We start from the raw sequence: 20,845 nt of genomic DNA, 5'->3' as shown, positions 1-20,845 counted from the left end.
GATTCCCTCGCCGGGGGCATGACACACGTCACAGCTTGGCTAGAAAAGGCCCTTGTAGCCCTGCCAGCCACTCGCGATCTTCACCCGCGGCCCGAACGTCCCGTTCCCGTTCCCGGAGTTGCGGTACAGGTTGCCCGCGGTGTCCCGCGCGACCAGGTCGTTCTTCCCGTCCCCGGTGATGTCGCCGACACCGACCACGGCGTTGTACGACGCCCCCCACTGGGCAGCGATCTTCACCCGGGCCTTCAGCTTCCCGGCGCCGGCACCGTCGAGCCGGTACAGCGCCCCGTACTTGTCACGCGCCAGCACGTCACCGATCCCGTCGCCGGTCAGGTCACCGGCGCCGACCATCCGCGTGTAGCCCTTCCAGGCCGAGGCGATCTTCACGCGCGCCTTCAGCTTCCCGGCGCCGTCGTTCGCGAACACGAAGACGTCACCCGTGGACGCCTGACGCGCCAGCAGATCCGTACGGCCGTCGCCGGTGAGGTCGCCGGGCGCGGTCAGGACGTCGTAGGCGTTCCAGCCAGTGCCGAGGGAGGTGTGACTGCTCGACGGGCTGTACGACGACCCACACTTGCCCGCGTACCGGCGCAGCTCCCCACCGGGCATCCGCACCAGCATCTCGGAGCAGCGGTCGGTGCCCATGTCGCCGAACGGGACGGCCACGGTCCCGGCGGGCCAGCCGGAGGCGGACTGCTTCCAGTCGAACGCCCCTATGCCCTCGGTGTAGTGCAGGGTCAGCGCGCCCGACGAGTTGAGGGTGACCAGCTCGCCGTAGCTGTAGCCGCCCTGGTCGTGGTGGCCCTGGCGGCCGCCCGAGAGCCCGAAGGTGCCGCTGGTCGTGTAGGAGCCGCCGCCCTCGGTCGCGGTGGCGCTCAGGGCCCAGGTGTAACGGCCGTTGTAGGCGTACGTACCCGCGTCCGTCTTCCCGTTCCAGCCGGCCTCGGCCTCGGCTCCGGTCGTGGTGCCGGTGTCGGTGTACACGGCACGGCCGCGAGAGTCCTTCACCGTGAACTTCCAGGACGCCGGCTTGTTGAACTGCCAGGTGCTGTTCCAGCGGTCGTCCTTGGCGCCCACATAGCCGTCGTCCGGTTCCGCCTCGATCACCGACAGAGCCGACGACGGCACACCGCTCGGCACGATCCGGATCGCCTTGCCCTGCTCGACGTACGCGATGTCGCCGCCGAATCTGTCCACGGCCCAGGTCAGCCGTCGCTGGTCGGCGGTGTTCCCGCCCGGCAGGTCGGCGATGGGGCGCGGCGCGGCGGCCGTACCGGTGTGGAAGTCGGTGAGCATCAGCTTCCCGGCCGGCCGGTCGTGCCGGACGAGATAGCCGTCGCCGACGAGGGCGGGCCCGGACGGCACGGTGATCTTCTTCTTCGCCGCACGGTCGTACACTCCCGCGGCGCCCGTGGGCCCGCAGTTCCAGTAGATCCAACGGCCCACCGCCTGAAGCTCCTTGACCGTGCAGGGCGCGCCCGTGGTGAGCGTCTCGACGGTCTTCTTCCGCTCCAGGTCGTACGCGGTGACGACCCCGGCGCCCGAGCCCGGCGCCCACAGCCGCGAGCCCCACAGGGAGGCGGCGGTGACGGAGCGGGTGAGGCGCACATCATGGCCGTGGTAGCGGTGGGTGGCGTCGACGTACTGCTTGCCGGTGGACGGCGCGTCGTAGGCGAAGTACCGGCCGGTGAGATCCACGAACCGGGCGCCGGCCACGGCGGGCTCCGACGCCGAGTGGTAGCTGTCGGGGGCGTCCCAGATCTGTGCCTTCTCCTTGTCGCCGTCCGCGAAGAAGACACCGACGTTTCCGTTGCCAGCCGCCCGCAGAACCACGCAGGAGCCGGCGTCGCACGGCACCCTCTTCACGTGCTGGCCGTGCGCGAAAGTGCCGGCGTAGATCCATGCGGTGCGGTCGCCCGCCGAGGCGCCGTCCGCGGAGATCGGGCGGTTGGTGACGTACGGGTCTCCGTTCGGGGCGGTCTCGGCCGTCGTCAGGATGCCGCCGGCGAAGTCGATGCCCCACACGCCGTCCACCGTCTGGACGGGCGTGGGTGTGGTGTCCGCGGCCGCAGGGGCCACGATCGTCAGCGAGCCGGCGCTCAGAGCTGCCAGACCCACCAGAAAAGAGCGTGCGCGCACGCGCCGAGCCAAGGGTCCCTCCCCAGGGAAACGAGAGCGAGGCAGGCGCACCCGCGTCGAATCCCCCCGGCCGCGCACCTCAAGAAAGTCAGCGGATGCTAACAACCACCACACAACTGGCGGTAGTCGAAAAGCGAACGGTTACTCTTCCGCCGTCCCACGAACGTGCGAAGGGCCCGTACGACCGGAGTCGTACGGGCCCTTCGAGGTCAAATCAGCCGGCGTCAGCCGTTGCGCTTCCAACGCGGCTTGTCCTCACGCCGCCCGAAGGAGCCGCCACCGGTGCCACGGTGGTCGTCACGACGGCCGTACGGACGCTCGTGGCCGCCGGAGCGGAAGCCCGGCCGGTCGTCGCGGCGGTCGCGGTTGAAGGGGCGGTCGCTGCCACGGTGACCGCCACGCTCGTCACGGCGCTCGAAGGAACGCCCGGCAGCCGGACGGTCGTCCCGGCGGAAGCGCTCGAACCCACGGTCACCACGGTCACGGTTGAACCCACCGCGATCGTCCCGACGCTCGAAGGAACGCCCACCCCGGTCGTCCCGACGGTCGTCCCGACGGAAACCGCCACGGTCGTTGTCCCGACGCTCACGACGCTCGTACGCCGGAGCCTCCGCCTTGTCGACGTCCTGCGCCACCGGCTGCTCGGGCACGGCCACCTCGGCGGCCTCGACCACCGCGGCCGCCTGCGCCTCGGCCACCGCCGCCTCAGGGTCCTCGCCCCGCTCGCGCGCCACCCGGGCGACCAGCCGGTCCGCCTCCTCACGCAGCTCGACGGCACGGCGCTGCGCCCGCTCCAGCTGCTTGGTGAGCTGGGCGACCTCACGCTCGGCCTGCTGAGCGGCGTTGCCGGCCGACTCCGCCTGCACCTCGGTCATCGAACGGGCGCCGGTGATCTCAGCGACCTCCGGGTCGAAGGCGGCACCGCCCTGGATGATGTGGCGCGAGGCGTCGACGCCCGCGTCCTCCATCAGCCGGAAGATCTGGCGGCGCTGGTGCGGAAGCGACAGCGACACGACCGTGCCGGTACGACCCGCACGCGCCGTACGGCCGGCCCGGTGCAGGTAGTCCTTGTGGTCGCCGGCGGGGTCGACGTTCAGCACCAGGTCGATGCCGTCGACGTGAATACCGCGCGCGGCCACGTCGGTCGCGACGAGGACGTTGACGTACCCGTCCTTGAAGTCCGCGAGGGTCCGGGTCCTGGCGCCCTGCGTCATACCGCCGTGCAGCGCGTCGGCCTTCGCACCGGCGTCACGCAGCTGCTCGGCGACACGGTCGGCGCCCAGCTGGGTGCGGACGAAGATGATGGTGCGGCCCTTGCGGGAGGCGATCGCGGCGGTGACCGGCGCCTTGTCCTTGGGCTTCACGATCAGGATGTGGTGCGACATGGTCGTCACCGCGCCCTGCGCCGCGTCGACCTCGTGCAGGACCGGGTCCGTCAGGTACCGGTCGACGAGGGTCTTGATCTCGTTCTCCATGGTCGCGGAGAACAGCATCCGCTGACCGCCCGCCGGAACCTGGTCCAGCAGCTCGGTGACCTCGGGCAGGAAGCCCAGGTCGGACATCTGGTCGGCCTCGTCGAGCACGGCGACCTCGACGTCCTCGAGGGAGCAGGCGCCGCGGTTGATGATGTCGCGCAGTCGGCCCGGGGTGGCCACCAGCACGTCCACGCCCCGCTCCAGGGCGTAGATCTGGTTGCCCATCGACGTACCGCCGCAGACGACCTTCATCTTCAGACCGAGCTGGTCGCCGTACGGCTGGAGCGCGTCCGCGACCTGCATCGCGAGCTCGCGGGTCGGGGTGAGGATGACGGCGCGCGGCTTGTGCTTCTCGGTGCGGCCGCCGGACAGGCGGGCCAGCGTCGGCAGACCGAACGACAGCGTCTTGCCGGAGCCGGTGCGGCCACGGCCCAGGATGTCCTTGCCGGCCAGGGCGTCCGGGATGGTCGCGGCCTGGATCGGGAAGGGGGTGGTCACGCCGTTCTGCGCGAGCTTGCGCACGACGCCCTCGGGGAGACCGAGGTCCGCGAAGGTGACCTCGGGGGTCTCCTCGACAGCCTCGTTCTCGCCGTTCTCGGGCACGACGACGTGATCAGTACTGGAAATGGACATGCGTATGCGAAACCTTCCGGAGTCTCGTCGGCACGCGCCCGTCAACTCCGTGATTCGCAATACGACCGCCTCAATGCGGTCCGCCACGGCAAGGGAGAGTACGCGCCACACGGCGCGCTCTGCAGTGGCGCCGGGCAAATGGGATCAAACGATCTACCACCATACGCACCCTCAGCCCCCCAAGGCAAACCGACGGCCACCCGTGTAGGCAACGTCACGTATTGAGGGCCATCCGCGTAGGCCACCTCACGTGCGACCACCCCCGCAGGCCCACCCATCCCACCTCACGCCGGCGCCCCCGCGGCCGGTGCCGGCTCCCGCTGGGCCAGTTGCGGTCCCGTCTGCTCGTGGGCCGACGAGGACGGCTCGGCCTGCGTGGGCGTCGGCGTGGCGGACGTCGGCTGCTCGGTCGGCGTCGGCACGGGGTCCGGCGTCCGGGTGGGCGTCGGATCGGCCGGGCGCGTGGGCCCCGGCTGCTCGCTCTGCCCCGGCCGTACCGGCTTGCCCCCCGCCGGAGCGGACGCGCTCGCCGCCGCGGACGGCGAAGCCGAGGGAACCGCGGACTCCCCGGCCTTCTTCCCCCGCCCGCCCTTGCCGTCCTTGCCCTTGTCCTTCTCCCGCTGGCCGCCCTCCGCGTGGACTCCGGCGCCGGCCCCGCCACCGGACACGGCCGACCCCCCGTCGGGGGCCTCACCACCCCGCTGCCCGGCCGACTGCGACGGCTTCGCACTCCCGCCTCCGCCGTCGTCGCTCACGCTCATGCAGCCGGCGGCAGCAGCGACGGCCATGACCGTGGCGGTCAGACGGACGGGTACGTACAAGGGGCGCACGCGAGCCACCTCCAAGGGCGGGCGAAGAAGTCAACATGCCCAACTCCCGCCGCCCACAAGAGGACACGCGCCCGGCGGCACAGCCTCGACACCGGTTTCGGCGCCCGCTCACCCGTAGCCGAGAGCATGCAGCCGCGCGTCGTCGATCCCGAAGTGATGCGCGATCTCGTGCACCACCGTCACCTCGGTCTCCTCGACGACCTCCTCCCGCGACTCGCACATCCGCAGCGTCGGCCCCCGGTAGATCGTGATCCGATCCGGCAGCACCCCGGCGTACCACTCCCCGCGCTCGGTCAGCGGAGTCCCCTCGTACAACCCGAGCAGCTCGGGATCGTCCACGGGCGGTTCGTCCTCGACGAACACCGCGACGTTGTCCATCAGCCGCGTCAACTCCGGTGGAATCCGGTCCAGCGCCTCGCCGACCAGTTCCTCGAACTCCTCGCGCGTCATCTCCAGCACAGGCCCATTGTCGGGTACGACACCGCCGTACGAGAGCCGCCAACAGCCCCGCATATCCACCCCGGCACTTGGGCATACGGGACCAATGGCCCGCGTCCCCGCCGCAGTCATGAAGGTCCTCGGTCAGCTCCCCAGGGCCCCACGCGCCCTGGCCCGCCTCCCCCACGCTCGAACAACCTCGCGCGGGGGGACCCCCATCGCCACCCGCCGCCCGCTCCCCACCCCGGAACTCGTCAGCCAGCCCCACCCCTGGACTCGAGCCGTCGGCCTGGTCACGGTCGTGCTCCTCGGCGCCTGGCTCGGCCTGCTGATCGTCGGCAACGTCCGCGCCCCGGTCGGCCCCATGAACACGACGATGACCCTGCGCCCCTCCCTCACCGGCGGCACGAAGATCAACGTCTCCCCGCTCGGCGCCCTCCACCTGGACAGCCACTTCGCCCCCGTCCGCCTGGACGTCAACGTCGACCAGCTCGACCCCGCCCGCGCCCAGGCCCTCGTCGACCACCCCGAACGCCTCTCCGGCCTCCAGGACGAGGTCACCCAGGACGTCACCCACGGCACCCGCGACCTGGCCCTGCGCAGCTGTGTGGCCGTCGTCACCGGCGCCACCGCCCTCGGCCTCGCCGTCTACCGCCGCCCCCGCCGGGCCCTCGCGGCCGGCGGCCTCGCCCTCACCCTCCTGGCCGCCTCAGGCGGCACGGCGTTCGCCACCTGGAACCCCGAATCGGTCCTGGAGCCGAAGTTCTCGGGCCTGCTCTCCTCCGCCCCGTCCCTGGTCGGCAACGCACGCAGCATCGTCACCGAATTCGACGTCTACCAGAAGGAGTTGGCCCGCCTGGTCACCAACGTGACCAAGCTCTACGACGCCACCTCCACGCTCCCCGCCTACGCCCCGGACCCGAGCACCATCCGTGTCCTGCACGTCTCCGACATCCACCTCAACCCGGCGAGCTGGAAGATCATCGCCTCGCTCGTCGACCAGTACAAGGTCAACGTGATCGTCGACTCCGGCGACACCATGGACCACGGCACCGCCGCCGAGAACGGCTTCCTGGACCCCATCGAGGACCTCGGCGCCCCCTACGTCTGGGTCCGCGGCAACCACGACTCGCGGCTCACCCAGCGCTACCTGGAAGGCCTGAAGAACGTCCACGTCCTGGACGACGGCAAGGCCAAGACCATCGCCGGCCTGCGCTTCGCCGGCATCGGCGACCCCCAGTTCACCCCCGACCGCTCCCAGGTCCCCGGCGGCGACGCGGCGAACGAACTGGCCGGCGCCCGCCTGGCCACCTCTCTGCGCGACCAGGAGGCCGCCGGCACCCCCGTCGACGTGGCCATCGCCCACGAACCGGTGGCGGCCCGCCAGACCGACGGCGAGGTCCCGCTGGTCCTCGCCGGCCACCTCCACCATCAGGAGATGGAGGTCCTGCCGTACGGCACCCGGCTGCGCATCGAGGGCTCCACGGGCGGCAGCGGCCTGCGCGCGATCGAGGGCAAACACCCCGACCCCATCCAGACGTCGATCCTCTACTTCGACCGCGACACGCGCCGCCTCCAGGCCTGGGACGAGATCGAACTGGGCGGCCTGGGCCTGACGACGGCGGAGGTACGCCGCCACCTGCCCGAGGAGAACCAGCCAGGCGCGACGGACTCCCCGAGCCCTTCGAGCCCCTCTCCCAGCCCTCCGAGCCCGTCCCCCGCCCGCGTCCCGTAAACCGTTTTGGCGATACCTCCCGCCATCCCATATGCTTCTCACGTCCCCGACGCGCTGAGAAGCGCCCAGGCGGGCCGATAGCCCTCATCGTCTAGCGGCCTAGGACGCCGCCCTTTCAAGGCGGTAGCACGGGTTCGAATCCCGTTGGGGGCACGCAGTACGGTGTGCGACACTGTCGTACACATCGCTTGGTCCTGTGGAGCAGTTTGGAGTGCTCGCCACCCTGTCAAGGTGGAGGCCGCGGGTTCAAATCCCGTCAGGACCGCTGGGGCTTCTCGAAGCCTCGTGGCTGGGTAGCTCAGTTGGTACGAGCGTCCGCCTGAAAAGCGGAAGGTCGCCGGTTCGACCCCGGCCCCAGCCACACAGTACGAAACCCCCCACCGGACACCGGTGGGGGGTTTCGTCGCTCACAAGGAGCCTGAGGGGGGTTCTTGAGACGCATCACCAGAGGACTGGTGACGGCTGTCGCCGTCCTGTTCTCCACACTCGCCGTGCCCGGCACGGCCCAGGCCGCGGCGCCGACCGTCCAGTCGGCGTCGAGCGATCAGGCCGACTGGTCGGTCATCCGAGTACGGCTCAACTACAGCGGTGAGATCGACAAGGTCACCGCGGCGCTGCGCCCCGTCGGCAGCAGCGAGTCGGAGACGCCGGTCGCCACGGTCACCGACTTCACCCAGAAGTACTGGATCAGCTCGTGGGACGGGATCTGGACCTCCCAGCCCGTCCACCTGGACGCCCTCGGCGACTACACGATCGACGTGGAGGCCACGAACACCGCGGGCGAGACCACCGTCCAGCGGAACGCGGGCACGCTGCACTACCAGAAGCAGCCCGTCATCAGTGGTTTCGCGGTCACGCCGACCGAGCCGGACATCGAGCACAGGACGGTCACCGCCACCGGCGACATGGTCATGCGCGACCCCAGCACCCGCGAGACGGTGCCGCTGCCCGGTGCCACGGTGGACCTCACGTTCGACCAGAACGACGAGACGACCGCCGTCACGGACGACGCCGGCCACTTCTCGGCCTCCCACGAGGTGACCGCGGGCGGCTGGACCTTCGCCCAGTACAACGGCGACCTCGGCTTCGCCACCAGCCCCTGGATCGACGTCCGCCCGAAGGCCGCGCCGACCCGGTTCGTCCTGGACAAGAGCAGCTTCCACGTCACCGCCGGCGACAAGGTCGACGTCACCGGCACGCTCCAGTACCAGTACGGCACGGAGTGGAAGCCGCTGGCCGGCGTCCCGCTGGAGATGGACTACAAGGACTGCACCACCTGCAGCCCCGTCGAGTCGACCACCGACGCGAACGGCCGCTTCTCCTTCGTGCGGGCCCCGTACGGCAGCAAGAGCGTCTACGAGGTGGCCTTCCGGTCGTACCCGTACAACCCGTTCATCCAGCGCACCGCGACCGCCGACGTCACCGTGGCCGTCACCGCGCGGACGCAGTTCACGGAGTTCACGGCGCGGATCGACAAGTACGCGCAGCTCGAGGTCACCGGCTCCCTCGACCTGATCGGGCGCGACACCAGTGACCAGATCAGCGTCGACATCCAGTACTCGGCCAACGGCACGACGGGCTGGACCACCAAGAAGACCGTGAAGACCAGCTTCGGCTCGCAGTTCATCGTCGAGCGGCTGCCGGGCTACACGGACGGCTACTGGCGACTGCGCTACGCCGGATCCACCACCAAGGACATCCTGGGCACCGTCAGCAAGAGCCTGCGCAAGAACCGCGCCCTCACCCGCGTCAAGGACGGCAACGCGTCCCCCGAGCCCGTGTACAAGGGCCGGACGATCACCGTGAAGGGCGTGCTCCAGGAGCGCCTGGCCGGCTCGTCGACGTGGAGGGCCTACGGCGGCAAGCAGGTGCAGATCCTCTTCCGGCCCAAGGGCCAGAGCACCTGGTACCAGATGGCCACCGTCACCACGAGAACGAACGGATCCTTCAGCAAGGGCTTCACCGCCCGGCAGGACGGCACCTGGGTGGCCGTCCACCTGTATCCCGACAGCAAGCACTTCGTGGGCAGCGGCCGGGAGGACTACGTCGACGTGCTGTGACGCCCGTCGGGCGACGTGAGCGGGGGCGGGCCCAAAAGGGTTCGCCCCTTCTTTGCCCGGGATGAGATCCTGGACCGCGTATGTCTACGCACCCTGCCCCCGCCATCGGCCCCCTGGCCCCCCGCCTGTCCGAGCTCTCCCTGCGCGACGCGCACCGGCTCGGCCGGCGGCTCGAAGGCGCGCGCAAGATCCGTAAGCCGGAGGCGCGCGCCGCCGTGCTCGCCGAGATCGAGGCGGAGATCGCCAAGGGCGAGGAGCGTATCGCCGCCCGCCGCGTCGGCGTGCCCGCGGTCACGTACCCCGAGCAGCTGCCGGTCAGCCAGAAGAAGGACGAGATCGCGGCCGCCATCCGCGACCACCAGGTCGTGATCGTCGCCGGCGAGACCGGGTCCGGGAAGACCACGCAGATCCCCAAGATCTGCCTCGAGCTCGGGCGCGGCGTACGCGGCATGATCGGGCACACCCAGCCCCGCCGTATCGCCGCCCGTACCGTGGCCGAGCGGGTCGCGGAAGAGATGAACAGCCCGATCGGCGAGTCCGTCGGCTGGAAGGTCCGCTTCACCGACCAGGTGAACCCGGACGCCACCTTCATCAAGCTGATGACCGACGGCATCCTGCTCGCCGAGATCCAGACCGACCGCGAGCTGCGCGCGTACGACACGATCATCATCGACGAGGCCCACGAGCGGTCTCTCAACATCGACTTCCTGCTCGGGTACCTGTCCCAGCTGCTGCCGAAGCGCCCCGACCTCAAGGTCGTCATCACCTCGGCGACCATCGACCCCGAACGCTTCTCCCGGCACTTCGGTGACGCCCCGATCGTCGAGGTCAGCGGGCGGACGTATCCGGTCGAGGTGCGCTACCGCCCGCTCCTCGAAGAGGACGGTGACGACGCCGACCGCGACCAGATCACCGCGATCTGCGATGCCGTCGAGGAGCTCCAGGCCGAGGGCAAGGGCGACATCCTCGTCTTCCTCTCCGGAGAGCGGGAGATCAGGGACACCGCCGACGCGCTCGTGAAGAAGAACTACCGCTTCACCGAGGTCCTCCCCCTCTACGCCCGCCTCTCGCACGCCGAGCAGCACCGCGTCTTCCAGCCCCACACCGGGCGCAGGATCGTTCTGGCTACGAACGTCGCCGAGACGTCCCTCACGGTCCCTGGCATCAAGTACGTCATCGACCCCGGCTTCGCCCGGATCAGCCGGTACAGCCACCGCACCAAGGTCCAGCGGCTCCCCATCGAGGCGATCTCGCAGGCCAGCGCCAACCAGCGCAAGGGCCGCTGCGGCCGTACGTCGGACGGCATCTGCATCCGCCTGTACTCCGAGGACGACTTCCTCGCCCGCCCGGAGTTCACGGACGCGGAGATCCTCCGTACGAACCTCGCCTCCGTGATCCTGCAGATGACCGCGGCCGGGCTCGGCGACATCGAGAAGTTCCCCTTCATCGACCCGCCGGACCACCGCAACATCCGCGACGGCGTGCAACTCCTGCAGGAGCTCGGCGCGCTGGACCCGACGCAGAAGGACGTACGCAAGCGGCTCACGGACACCGGCCGCAAGCTCGCCCAGCTGCCCGTCGACCCGCGCCTGGCCCGGATGGTCCTGGAGGCCGACAAGAACGGCTGTGTCCGCGAGGTCATGGTCATAGCGGCCGCGCTCTCCATCCAGGACCCGCGCGAGCGCCCCGCCGACAAGCAGGCCCAGGCCGACCAGCAGCACGCCCGCTTCAAGGACGAGACGAGCGACTTCCTCGCCTACCTCAACCTCTGGCGCTACGTCCGCGAGCAGCAGCGCGAACGCGGCTCGTCGTCCTTCCGCCGGATGTGCAAGCAGGAGTACCTGAACTTCCTGCGCATTCGCGAATGGCAGGACATCTACACGCAGTTGAGAACGGTCGCCAAGCAGATGGGCATCCACCTCAACGAGGACGACGCCCCCGCCGACCGCGTCCACGTCTCGCTCCTCGCGGGCCTGCTCTCCCACATCGGCATGAAGGACGTGAAGGAGTCCAAGGACTCCGGCCCGGGGAGCGCGCGCAAGGACGGCGGTCGCAACGAGTACATCGGCGCCCGCAACGCCAAGTTCGCGATCTTCCCGGGCTCGGCCCTCTTCAAGAAGCCGCCGCGCTTCGTGATGTCGGCGGAGCTGGTGGAGACGAGCCGCCTGTGGGCCCGCGTCAACGCGAAGATCGAACCCGAGTGGGTCGAACCGCTCGCCGAGCACCTCCTCAAGCGCACGTACTCCGAACCGCACTGGGAGAAGGACCAGGCGGCGGTGATGGCGTACGAGAAGGTCACGCTGTACGGCGTCCCGATCATCGCCCAGCGCAAGGTGAACTACGGCCGTATCGACCCGGAGGCCAGCCGCGAGCTGTTCATCCGCAACGCCCTGGTCGAGGGCGACTGGCGCACACACCACAAGTTCTTCGCCGACAACCGCAAACTCCTCAGCGAGGTCGAGGAGTTGGAGCACCGGGCGCGGCGCCGCGACATCGTTGTGGACGACGAGACGCTGTTCGACTTCTACGACCAGAGGGTCCCCGACCACGTCGTCTCCGGCGCCCACTTCGACTCCTGGTGGAAGCGCAAACGGCACGAGGAGCCCGAGTTCCTGGACTTCGAGCGCGAGATGCTCATCCGGGAGTCGGCGGAGGCGGTCACCAAGGCTGACTATCCGGACTCCTGGCGCCAGGGACAGCTGAAGTTCCGCGTCACCTACCAGTTCGAGCCGGGCGCGGACGCCGACGGCGTGACCGTCCACATCCCGCTGCAGGTCCTCAACCAGGTCACGGACGAGGGCTTCGACTGGCAGATCCCGGGCCTCAGGGAGGAACTGGTGACGGAGCTGATCCGTTCCCTCCCCAAGCCGATCCGCCGTAACTACGTGCCGGCGCCGAACTTCGCGAAGCGGTTCCTCGATACGGCCGTCCCGCTGCAGGAGCCGCTGACGACGACGATGGCCCGCGAACTGAAGCGCATGGTAGGCGTGCCCTTCGAGGCGGACGACTTCGACTGGACGAAGGTCCCGGAGCACCTGCGCATCACCTTCCGGATCATCGACGAGCGGCGCCGCAAGCTGGCCGAGGACAAGGACCTGGAGGCCCTGAAGCTCCGCCTGAAGCCGAAGGCACGCAAGGCCCTCTCCCAGGCCGCGGCGGCCACCGCGTCCCGCGAGGGCGGCGAGTCCCTGGAGCGCAAGGGCCTGACGGACTGGACCATCGGCTCCCTCACCCGCGTCTTCGAGACCCGCCGAGCCGGTCAGCCGGTCAAGGCGTACCCGGCGCTCGTCGACGACGGCGACACGGTCTCGGTCCGCCTCTTCGACACGGAGGCGGAGCAGCAGCAGGCGATGTGGAAGGGCACGCGTCGGCTGATCCTCCGCAACATCCCGGTCAACCCGGCGAAGTTCGCGTCCGAGAAGCTCACGAACGCCCAGAAGCTCGCCCTGTCCGCGAACCCCCACGGCTCCATCCAGGCCCTCTTCGACGACTGCGCGATGGCGGCGGCGGACCGGCTGATCGGGGACTTCGGCGGGCCGGCGTGGGACGAGGAGTCGTACCGGAAGCTGTACGACAAGGTGCGCGCCGAGATCGTCGACACGACGGTCCGTACAGTGGGCCAGGTGCAGCAGGTCCTCGCCGCCTGGCAGGCCGCTGAACGCCGCCTGAAGGCCGTACGCAGCCCGGCCCTGCTCGCGAACCTCACGGACGTGCGGGGGCAGCTGGACGCCCTTGTGAAGCCCGGTTTCGTGACCGAGGCGGGGTTGCGGCGCCTGCCCGACCTGATGCGGTATCTGATCGCGGTGGACCGCCGCCTGCAGCAGATGCCGACGAACGTCCAGCGCGACACCACGCGCATGGAGAAGGTCCACGAGATGCGGGACGAGTACGCCTGGCTCCTGGAGCAGATGCCGCAGGGCCGCCCGGTGCCGCAGCAGGTCCTGGACGTCCGCTGGATGCTGGAGGAACTCCGCGTCAGCTACTTCGCCCACGCGCTGGGCACGGCGTACCCCATCTCCGACAAGCGGATCGTGAAGACGATCGACGCGCTGGCGCCGTAACGGGGCGCGCACGCTGGGTGAGTTCGACCGGCGGGCTCACCCTCCTGTACAGTCTCTTCTCGCAGCGCAACGCACGAATGGCGCAGCAAAACCTGGTCCTGTGGAGCAGTTTGGAGTGCTCGCCACCCTGTCAAGGTGGAGGCCGCGGGTTCAAATCCCGTCAGGACCGCAGTGAAGAGGCCCGCACCGGCATAACGGTGCGGGCTTCAGTCATCAAATCGAGGCCCGCGCCCCCATGGGGGATGCGGGCCTTGTTCATGACCAGGTCCACGCATCCAGCACCGGCCGGCATCAGGCAGCCCGTCCGGCGATTGAGGACGAGGCCCCTTCAGGGCCGAAGCGGGGGGCCTGGGGGCCGCAGGCCCCCCGAGAGGGCGGCCATGGCAACGCCGGGTCACAGGGGCCGTCGGCCCCGCGGAGCCCCCCGCCACCTTGACGGCGTCACATTCGCTCGGTACCCAGAAGTCAGGGCTCTTCCCGGCGTGGCCCCCTGGAGGTGGCGTATGGCGGCATCGGCAAGGCACGAAACGCGGGCGTTGCTCCGCGCGCACCTGTCGGCTGCCTCCTCCTATCGCCATCTGACCCGCCACTGCCCGATCTGCCACCGCCTGCTCCGCCTGGCGATGGACTCCGCCCCACGCGTCCCTCAGAGGGCCCCCGCCGAGGTCACCGAGGACGAAAGCGCTTCCACCACGTGACGCCTCGCGGGCGTCAACTCCCGCTCAGCGATGGGGTGCTGGAGCCTCGCGCGCCCCTTTAGCGCACACCGGCCAGCGGCAACAAGCATCGAGGCGTGTGACGGGTGTCACCGCATGAGTTTCCGGGAACGCGGTACTTACACCCCGCCTACAACTGGTCAATTTAATATGTGCAATTGCACCAACTGAGAAGGATCGGCCCGCACACGCTCAGCAACCACCCAGAGCGAGTCCACAGGAGATCCGACCCCCCTCCCCAGACTCCGACAAGCCTGCCCACAGGACACCGGCCGGCACACACTCCGCACACAAAAAAGATCGCGCTGGACCCGGCGGAGTCCAGCGCGATCTACGACGCACCCTTGTTGCGTGCCTGCGAAGCTCTGTTCGGCTTGGGCGTGGGCCCTGTTGGGGCAGAACCCGCGTCGCTTGGAGCTAGAGTTCGGGCGCCACGGCGAGTTGGGGGAACCGCCGGTTTGCCCGGTTATGCAGTTGTTCAGGCCTCGCTGCGCTGCTGCGGGATACCCGCGAGCAGTGCGCGGACCTCAGCCTCGCGGTAGCGGCGGTGCCCGCCGAGCGTACGGATGGACGTGAGCTTCCCGGCCTTCGCCCACCGCGTGACCGTCTTCGGGTCCACGCGGAACATGGTGGCGACCTCAGCCGGGGTCAGCAGCGGCTCGGCATCAGGGGTGCGAGCGGTCATGAGCGGCCTCCTCGGGAGAACCGAACCTTCTCGGTTCTTTCCTCTAAATTCTGCACCTTGACCCGCGTTGCCCGAAATGGCGGACGCGAGTCGAGTCGGTTATAGGACGAACGGCTTGTCCTCGGCACTACAACTACACCATCTGTCCAGCCGCGTCGGCCAAACCGATGGAATTGCCCTCCCAGGTGTTCATCAGCGACGGAAGCCGATGGACCATGCCATAGCGGACAGTCACGCCACTGTGACGATCAGTCACAGTGGCGCGCAGGAGTCACAAGACCCCCCAAAGCGTGCAATGTCGAGAGAGAGTCCTCCCCGGACTCCTTGTCCTATTTTGGCACGAGGGTGGGTTAGGGGCGCAAGGGCCGCGTACGTGCGGTCCGTCACGCTTACGCGCGTTGACGCATCCTTGATGCATACGCCCGGATCGGGTCCTACGTCCCATGTTGACGAGGCATCAAGAACCTCAGAGCGAGCACGAAACCCCAAAACGGGCGCCCCGTCAAACGCCAGTTCGTTACATCACACAGTGCGTCAGGTCACACCCAACGCAGTGCCTCAGGTCACACCGGGGACAGTGCGCCAGGTCACATCAACCGGCTCAGTTCGCCGACCGCCGGTCGCGCACCGCCCGCCACCGCTCCACGAGCCGCGCGTACGCCTCCCCCGCGGCCGCCCCGTCGCCGAGCCGCAGCGCCTCGATGCCGGCGGCCACATCGGCCGCCGAGTGATCGTCCTCCAGGTCGCCGGCCGGCAGGGTGTGCACCAGGCCGCCGTAGTCCAGCTCGACCAGCGAGCGCGGGTGGAACTCCTCCAGCCAGCGCCCCACGTCCACCAGGCCGTCGATGAGCGGCCCTTCGTCGATGGCGTCCTTCAGCGTCCGCAGCGCCCGCGCCACCCGCCGCCGCGCCTGCACCATCGGCGTCCGGTAGCGCAGCATCGGCGGAACCTCGCCCGAGCCCTTGTCGAAGCGCCGCTCCTCGTCCGACACCAGCACGAACCAGTGCAGCGGCACCTGCCAGGTCGAGGTGCGGATCCAGGGCCGGGCGTCCGGGTTGCGGGCCAGCCAGCGCTCGTAGTCCTGGGCCGCCTGGCGCCGTACGACCTCCGGCAGCACCGCGTCCAGCACCGGCTTCGGCAGCTCGTCGGGGAGCTCCCCGAGGGCCTGCCAGCCGCGCAGCCGGGTGCGCCACGGGCACACGCACAGCACCCCGTCGACCTCCAGCACGAAGGCGTCGCTGCTCTCGTGCACGGGGACGGCGACGGGTGGCGTGGGCAGCAAGTCGGCCAGGGAGCGGCGCAGTTCGTCCTGGTACGACGGGCGGTCGGGGCGGCGGGCGTAGCGGGCCCAGTGGCCGCGCTCCGGCTCCGGGAAGGCGGCCAGCGGCTCGTACACGCGCAGATAGGCCGCGTACGGGACGATCACCGAGGACACCTTGGGCACGCCTGCTCCCTCCCCCGCCGTCTGCCAGGAAAACCTGCGAAACCCGCCTACAGACGTGCGGGAAAACTATGCAAATCGTCGCACGGCCTTACTCCGGGAGTAGGTGATCCTGAGCTCTGCGGGTCGGCGGGCCGCTCACGGGTCTAATCTCATGCTCACAGCCCCCGCCACCCGTACGGGAGCTCGCTCCAATCGCCGCAACGTACTCAGGAGTCACCACAGTGACCGACGTAACACACGGCGTCCTGCACACCCTGTTCCACTCGGATCAGGGGGGTCATGAGCAAGTAGTGCTCTGCCAGGACCGCGCCAGCGGCCTCAAGGCCGTCATCGCCATCCACTCCACCGCTCTGGGCCCGGCCCTCGGCGGTACGCGCTTCTACCCGTACGCGACCGAGGAAGAGGCCGTCGCCGACGCCCTGAACCTCGCGCGCGGGATGTCGTACAAGAACGCCATGGCCGGTCTCGACCACGGCGGCGGCAAGGCCGTGATCATCGGCGACCCGGACCGGATCAAGAGCGAGGAGCTGCTGCTCGCGTACGGCCGGTTCGTGGCCTCGCTCGGTGGCCGGTACGTCACCGCCTGCGACGTCGGTACGTACGTCGCCGACATGGACGTCGTGGCCCGCGAGTGCCGCTGGACGACCGGCCGCTCCCCGGAGAACGGCGGCGCGGGCGACTCCTCCGTGCTCACCGCCTTCGGCGTCTACCAGGGCATGCGCGCCTCCGCCCAGCACCTGTGGGGCGATCCGTCGCTGCGCGGCCGCAAGGTCGGCATCGCGGGCGTCGGCAAGGTCGGCCACCACCTGGCGGAGCACCTGCGCGCGGAGGGTGCCGAGGTCGTCATCACGGACGTGCGCGAGGAGGCCGTCGGCCGGATCCTCGCCGCCCACCCGACGGGCGTCACGGCCGTCGCCGACACCGCGACCCTGATCCGCGTCGAGGGCCTCGACATCTACGCCCCCTGCGCGCTCGGCGGCGCCCTGAACGACGACACCGTGCCGGTGCTGACCGCCAAGGTGGTGTGCGGCGCGGCCAACAACCAGCTCGCCCACCCGGGCGTCGAGAAGGACATCGCCGACCGCGGGATCCTCTACGCGCCCGACTACGTGGTGAACGCCGGCGGTGTCATCCAGGTCGCCGACGAGCTGCACGGGTTCGACTTCGAGCGGTGCAAGGCGAAGGCCGCGAAGATCTACGACACCACGCTGGCCATATTCGCACGTGCGAAGGCAGATGGGATTCCGCCGGCCGCCGCGGCCGACCGGATCGCCGAGCAGCGGATGGCGGAGGCGCGCAGGGCGATCTGAGCCGGGGAACCGAGCCGGCCGCAACCCATAACACGGGTTTGGCCGGTACCCGCCGGTGGGCAGTTGGAGAGAACTCTCACTTCTACCGGCGGGTCGACCGCCGGTAAGTGGTTAAAATCGCCGTTGACCAGCGAGGACAGGGCACCTCGAAGGTCCTGGGCACACGCCTGTGCTGCGGGCGACGTACCGTATGGGCGCGGGCTCAGGTACCGTGGAAGCCCTACGGACCGGCCTCTCCATCGAGAGTCCGTTCCGGAACATGAACGCGTGTCAGACTCTGGGGCCGTCGAGCCCCGTCGTTGAGGGGGTCGAGCCATGGGGCGCGGCCGGGCCAAGGCCAAGCAGACGAAGGTCGCCCGCCAGCTGAAGTACAACAGCGGTGGGACGGACCTGTCACGCCTGGCTGAAGAGCTGGGCGCATCGACATCGAACCAGTCGCCGAACGGCGATCGCTTCGAGGACGATGAGCAGGACGACGACCTGTACTCCAAGTACGCCGACCTCTATGAGGACGACGACGAGGATCAGGACGAGGACCCCTCGGAGCAGCGTCGCGGCGCTTGACTTTGCATTGAGCACTCACCCGGTCGGTGACCTCGGTCACCGGCCGGGTTCTGTGCTGCCCGCAGGTCTTCAGCCGGCGGCGCGTTTAATTTGAATACGTGCCGACGAGGGCGGCGCCCGTCTCCTGGTCGCCCCTGTCCGTGATCTCGCCCGCGACCCAGGCGTCCACGCCTCGGTCGGCCAGCGTCGCCAGCGCCGCGTCCGTGGACTCCTCCGGCACGATCGCGATCATGCCGACGCCCATGTTCAGGGTCTTCTCCAGCTCCAGGAGCTCGACAGAGCCGGTCTTCCCGACGAGGTCGAAGATCGGGGCCGGGGTCCAGGTGGAGCGGTCGACGATCGCATGGAGGTCGTCCGGGATCACGCGGGCCAGGTTCGCGGCCAGACCGCCACCCGTGACGTGGCTGAACGCGTGCACGTCCGTCGTCCGGGTGAGGGCCAGGCAGTCCAGCGAGTAGATCTTGGTCGGCTCCAGCAGCTCCTCGCCGAGGGTGCGGCCGAGGTCGTCGATCTGCGCGTCCAGGGCGAGACCGGCCTGGTTCAGCAGGACGTGCCGGACCAGCGAGTACCCGTTCGAGTGAAGGCCGGACGCCGCCATGGCGATCACCGTGTCACCCGTACGGATGCGATCGGCGCCCAGCAGCCGGTCGGCCTCCACGACGCCCGTTCCGGCGCCCGCCACGTCGAAGTCGTCCTCGCCGAGCAGACCCGGGTGCTCGGCCGTCTCGCCGCCCACCAGGGCGCAGCCGGCCAGCACACAGCCTTCCGCGATGCCCTTGACGATGGCGGCGACCCGCTCGGGGTGAACCTTGCCGACGCAGATGTAGTCGGTCATGAACAGCGGCTCGGCGCCGCACACCACGATGTCGTCCATGACCATGGCGACCAGGTCGTGGCCGATGGTGTCGTAGACGCCCATCTGGCGGGCGACGTCGACCTTGGTGCCGACGCCGTCGGTGGCGGAGGCGAGCAGCGGGCGCTCGTAGCGCTTGAGGGCGGAGGCGTCGAAGAGGCCGGCGAAACCGCCGAGGCCGCCGAGGACCTCGGGGCGCTGCGTCTTCTTGACCCACTCCTTCATCAGCTCGACCGCGCGGTCGCCCGCCTCGATGTCGACGCCTGCGGCCGCGTAGGAAGCGCCGCCGGGCACAACAGTCTCAGACATTGCCTGGGATCTTTCGGGTTGGTTACGGGGCTTACGGGCGACGGATCGCGTCGACGGCAGCCGGGGCGGCCGTACCGGCCGCGAGCTCGGTCTCCAGGAGCTGCTTGCCGAGCAGCTCGGGGTCCGGGAGCTCCATCGGGTACTCGCCGTCGAAGCAGGCGCGGCACAGGTTCGGCTTGGCGATGGTGGTCGCCTCGATCATGCCGTCGATGGAGATGTACGACAGGGAGTCGGCGCCGAGCGAGGTGCCGATCTCCTCGATGGTCATGCCGTTGGCGATGAGCTCGGCGCGGGTGGCGAAGTCGATGCCGAAGAAGCACGGCCACTTCACGGGCGGGGACGAGATCCGGATGTGGACCTCGGCCGCTCCTGCCTCGCGGAGCATGCGGACCAGGGCGCGCTGGGTGTTGCCGCGCACGATCGAGTCGTCGACGACGACCAGCCGCTTGCCCTTGATGACTTCCTTCAGCGGGTTCAGCTTCAGGCGGATGCCGAGCTGGCGGATGGTCTGCGAGGGCTGGATGAACGTACGGCCGACGTACGCGTTCTTCACCAGACCCGCACCGAACGGGATGCCGCTCGCCTCCGCGTAGCCGATGGCGGCCGGGGTGCCGGACTCCGGGGTCGCTATGACCAGATCGGCCTCGACCGGGGCTTCCTTCGCGAGGCGGCGGCCCATCTCCACGCGGGAGAGGTACACGTTCCGGCCGGCGATGTCGGTGTCCGGGCGGGCCAGGTAGACGTACTCGAAGACACAGCCCTTGGGCTTCGCTTCCGCGAATCGCGAGGTGCGCAGGCCGTTCTCGTCGATGGCGACGAACTCACCCGGCTCGATCTCGCGGACGTAGCTGGCGCCGACGATGTCGAGGGCGGCGGACTCGGACGCGGCGACCCAGCCGCGCTCCAGGCGGCCGAGGACCAGCGGGCGGATGCCCTGCGGGTCGCGGGCGGCGTAGAGGGTGTGCTCGTCCATGAAGACGAGGCTGAAGGCGCCCTTGACCTGCGGGAGGACCTGGTGGGCGGCCTCCTCGATGGTCAGCGGCTTGCCGTCCTCGTCGACCTGGGCCGCGAGCAGCGCGGTCAGCAGGTCGGTGTCGTTGGTGGCCGCGACGCGCGGGGTACGGCCGCCCTCCTGCTTGGGCAGGTCGGCGACCATCTCGGCGAGCTGGGCCGTGTTGACCAGGTTGCCGTTGTGGCCGAGCGCGATGGAGCCGTGCGCGGTGGCGCGGAACGTCGGCTGGGCGTTCTCCCACACGGAGGCGCCGGTGGTCGAGTAGCGGGCGTGGCCCACCGCGATGTGACCCTGGAGCGAACCGAGCGAGGTCTCGTCGAAGACCTGGGAGACCAGGCCCATGTCCTTGAAGACGAGGATCTGGGAGCCGTTGCTGACCGCGATTCCCGCGGATTCCTGGCCCCGATGCTGGAGGGCGTAGAGCCCGAAGTACGTGAGCTTTGCGACCTCTTCGCCCGGAGCCCAGACACCGAAGACGCCGCAAGCGTCCTGGGGGCCTTTCTCGCCGGGAAGCAGATCGTGATTGAGTCGACCGTCACCACGTGGCACGCCATCGAGTGTAGGCGAGATCGACCACTGGT

Annotated in this window: 14 protein-coding genes and 4 tRNA genes; 10 read left to right on the top strand and 8 right to left on the bottom strand. The window is 69.5% G+C overall.

Annotated elements, in window-relative coordinates; all coding sequences use genetic code 11:
• Positions 1-39: 39 nt before the first annotated feature.
• The 4 genes from IF78_RS0124030 to IF78_RS0124015 all read right to left on the bottom strand — a co-directional run bounded on the left by IF78_RS0124030 (position 40) and on the right by IF78_RS0124015 (position 5,536).
• Complete coding sequence (locus tag IF78_RS0124030; protein WP_234439877.1) at positions 40-2,118, bottom strand: FG-GAP-like repeat-containing protein; 2,079 nt, start codon at positions 2,116-2,118, stop codon at positions 40-42.
• A gap of 245 nt (positions 2,119-2,363) precedes the next feature.
• Positions 2,364-4,247 carry a DEAD/DEAH box helicase gene (locus IF78_RS0124025; RefSeq protein ID WP_031498468.1) on the bottom strand — a complete coding sequence of 628 codons (1,884 nt, stop codon included), beginning with the start codon at positions 4,245-4,247 and terminating at the stop codon, positions 2,364-2,366.
• Between the two features lie 284 nt (positions 4,248-4,531).
• Entirely contained in the window at positions 4,532-5,077 is a 546-nt protein-coding gene (locus IF78_RS0124020; protein ID WP_031484425.1) for a hypothetical protein, read from the bottom strand.
• 108 nt (positions 5,078-5,185) lie between these two features.
• Positions 5,186-5,536: a metallopeptidase family protein gene (locus IF78_RS0124015; RefSeq protein WP_031484424.1), complete on the bottom strand. Its 351-nt coding sequence runs from the start codon at positions 5,534-5,536 to the stop codon at positions 5,186-5,188.
• An 85-nt stretch (positions 5,537-5,621) separates the two neighbouring features.
• Between IF78_RS0124015 and IF78_RS0124010 the strand changes: the two genes are divergently transcribed.
• The 8 genes from IF78_RS0124010 (at position 5,622) to IF78_RS49780 (ending at position 14,069) form a co-directional block, all read left to right on the top strand.
• A complete protein-coding gene (locus IF78_RS0124010; RefSeq protein WP_031484422.1) occupies positions 5,622-7,250 on the top strand; it encodes a metallophosphoesterase family protein in 1,629 nt (542 codons plus the stop codon).
• 80 nt (positions 7,251-7,330) lie between these two features.
• Positions 7,331-7,403: transfer RNA gene (locus IF78_RS0124005), tRNA-Glu, on the top strand.
• A gap of 37 nt (positions 7,404-7,440) precedes the next feature.
• Positions 7,441-7,515, top strand: a tRNA-Asp gene (locus IF78_RS0124000).
• A gap of 22 nt (positions 7,516-7,537) precedes the next feature.
• Positions 7,538-7,611 (top strand) — tRNA-Phe (locus IF78_RS0123995).
• Positions 7,612-7,681: 70 nt separating this feature from the next.
• Positions 7,682-9,310 carry a hypothetical protein gene (locus IF78_RS0123990; protein WP_234439876.1) on the top strand — a complete coding sequence of 543 codons (1,629 nt, stop codon included), beginning with the start codon at positions 7,682-7,684 and terminating at the stop codon, positions 9,308-9,310.
• Between the two features lie 80 nt (positions 9,311-9,390).
• Positions 9,391-13,371 (top strand): ATP-dependent RNA helicase HrpA, encoded by a 3,981-nt coding sequence (gene hrpA, locus IF78_RS0123985; protein ID WP_031484416.1) that lies wholly within the window; start codon positions 9,391-9,393, stop codon positions 13,369-13,371.
• 94 nt (positions 13,372-13,465) lie between these two features.
• Positions 13,466-13,540, top strand: a tRNA-Asp gene (locus IF78_RS0123980).
• Between the two features lie 334 nt (positions 13,541-13,874).
• Positions 13,875-14,069, top strand: a complete 195-nt coding sequence (locus tag IF78_RS49780) for a DUF6274 family protein (RefSeq protein ID WP_031484414.1) — start codon at positions 13,875-13,877, stop codon at positions 14,067-14,069.
• A gap of 496 nt (positions 14,070-14,565) precedes the next feature.
• On the opposite strand, the gene bldC is transcribed toward IF78_RS49780, so the two are convergent.
• The gene (bldC, locus tag IF78_RS0123970; protein WP_003949541.1) at positions 14,566-14,772 is read right to left on the bottom strand and encodes a developmental transcriptional regulator BldC; all 207 of its coding nucleotides are present in this window, start codon (positions 14,770-14,772) and stop codon (positions 14,566-14,568) included.
• 601 nt (positions 14,773-15,373) lie between these two features.
• Positions 15,374-16,216 carry a DUF8083 family protein gene (locus IF78_RS0123965; RefSeq protein WP_031484404.1) on the bottom strand — a complete coding sequence of 281 codons (843 nt, stop codon included), beginning with the start codon at positions 16,214-16,216 and terminating at the stop codon, positions 15,374-15,376.
• Positions 16,217-16,437: 221 nt separating this feature from the next.
• Here IF78_RS0123965 and IF78_RS0123960 point away from each other — a divergent pair, with 221 nt between their 5' ends.
• Both IF78_RS0123960 and IF78_RS0123955 read left to right on the top strand, forming a co-directional pair.
• Positions 16,438-17,526 carry a Leu/Phe/Val dehydrogenase gene (locus IF78_RS0123960; protein ID WP_031484402.1) on the top strand — a complete coding sequence of 363 codons (1,089 nt, stop codon included), beginning with the start codon at positions 16,438-16,440 and terminating at the stop codon, positions 17,524-17,526.
• Between the two features lie 315 nt (positions 17,527-17,841).
• Positions 17,842-18,090, top strand: a complete 249-nt coding sequence (locus IF78_RS0123955; RefSeq protein ID WP_031484400.1) for a DUF3073 domain-containing protein — start codon at positions 17,842-17,844, stop codon at positions 18,088-18,090.
• Between the two features lie 85 nt (positions 18,091-18,175).
• Here IF78_RS0123955 and purM read toward each other — a convergent pair whose 3' ends face one another.
• Positions 18,176-19,252 (bottom strand): phosphoribosylformylglycinamidine cyclo-ligase, encoded by a 1,077-nt coding sequence (gene purM, locus IF78_RS0123950; protein WP_031484398.1) that lies wholly within the window; start codon positions 19,250-19,252, stop codon positions 18,176-18,178.
• 31 nt (positions 19,253-19,283) lie between these two features.
• Positions 19,284-20,813 carry an amidophosphoribosyltransferase gene (gene purF, locus IF78_RS0123945; protein ID WP_031484397.1) on the bottom strand — a complete coding sequence of 510 codons (1,530 nt, stop codon included), beginning with the start codon at positions 20,811-20,813 and terminating at the stop codon, positions 19,284-19,286.
• Positions 20,814-20,845: the final 32 nt, after the last annotated feature.

This window comes from Streptomyces bicolor, from assembly GCF_000719285.1.
Taxonomy (GTDB): Bacteria; Actinomycetota; Actinomycetes; order Streptomycetales; family Streptomycetaceae; genus Streptomyces; species Streptomyces bicolor.
This window is presented reverse-complemented; position numbering and strand designations above follow the sequence as displayed.

What these genes read in the sequence shown, in the direction of transcription:
- hrpA (WP_031484416.1), top strand. Translation starts at nt 9,391, where the DNA reads ATGTCTACGCACCCTGCCCCCGCCATCGGCCCCCTGGCCCCCCGCCTG.
- IF78_RS0123955 (WP_031484400.1), top strand. Translation starts at nt 17,842, where the DNA reads ATGGGGCGCGGCCGGGCCAAGGCCAAGCAGACGAAGGTCGCCCGCCAG.
- IF78_RS49780 (WP_031484414.1), top strand. Translation starts at nt 13,875, where the DNA reads ATGGCGGCATCGGCAAGGCACGAAACGCGGGCGTTGCTCCGCGCGCAC.
- IF78_RS0124010 (WP_031484422.1), top strand. Translation starts at nt 5,622, where the DNA reads ATGGCCCGCGTCCCCGCCGCAGTCATGAAGGTCCTCGGTCAGCTCCCC.
- purM (WP_031484398.1), bottom strand. Translation starts at nt 19,252, where the DNA reads ATGTCTGAGACTGTTGTGCCCGGCGGCGCTTCCTACGCGGCCGCAGGC.
- bldC (WP_003949541.1), bottom strand. Translation starts at nt 14,772, where the DNA reads ATGACCGCTCGCACCCCTGATGCCGAGCCGCTGCTGACCCCGGCTGAG.
- IF78_RS0124025 (WP_031498468.1), bottom strand. Translation starts at nt 4,247, where the DNA reads ATGTCCATTTCCAGTACTGATCACGTCGTCGTGCCCGAGAACGGCGAG.